Origin of the sequence: Pseudomonas sp. K5002 (assembly GCF_013386655.1) — a bacterium.
In the GTDB taxonomy this organism is placed as follows: Bacteria; Pseudomonadota; Gammaproteobacteria; order Pseudomonadales; family Pseudomonadaceae; genus Aquipseudomonas.
Genome location: NZ_JACARK010001581.1, coordinates 1 through 704, shown reverse-complemented (window position 1 = coordinate 704; position 704 = coordinate 1). Strand labels below are relative to the sequence as shown.

The 704-nt window shown below is 67.5% G+C and carries 1 protein-coding gene; it reads left to right on the top strand.

Annotated elements, in window-relative coordinates; all coding sequences use genetic code 11:
• Position 1: 1 nt before the first annotated feature.
• Positions 2-704 (top strand): LysR family transcriptional regulator (locus HX846_RS38085; protein WP_256740513.1); only part of this gene is annotated, 703 nt, incomplete at its 3' end.

Genomic DNA, 704 nt, shown 5'->3' with positions numbered 1-704 from the left:
GATCTTCATGGCGGTGGTCGATGGCGCCAGCTTCGTCGCCGGTGGCCAGGCGATGGGCCTGACGCGCTCGGCGGCCGGCAAAGCCGTGGCGCGCCTGGAGGACAGCCTTGGTGTGCGCCTGTTGAACCGCACCACCCGCACCTTGAGCCTCACCGACGAAGGCCGCGCGCTGTATGACCAGGGTCTGGAGATCCTCGCCGCAGTGGACAACGCCCAAAGCCGCATCGGCCAGCCCACCGGGGTACCGCGCGGTTTATTGCGGCTTACAGTGCCCGATGCGTTCGGGCGCAAGGTGTTGCTGCCGTTGTTGAAGAAATACCTGCACGCCTGGCCCGAGGTGCAGGTGGAAGTCAGTTTCAGCGACCGCACCGCCGATATCGTCGAGGACGGCTTCGACCTGGCCATCCGCATCGGCAGCGCAAACACCGACCGCCAGTTGGTGTCCCGGGTGGTCGCTCGTTATCAGGCGCTGCTGTGCGCCGCACCGGACTATCTCGCCGAGCGCGGCATACCCCGGGACATGGACGCCCTCGCCCACCACGACTGCCTGTATTTCAGCAGCCGCACGCGCAAGCAAAGCTGGCGCTTTCGCGAATCGGATGGCACCTGGGTCAAGGCGTACGGGCGCAGCCGCCTGCGCCTGGACAGCGGCGAAGCACTGCGCGACGCTGCCGTGTCCGGGCTGGGCATCGCCTTGCTGCCGG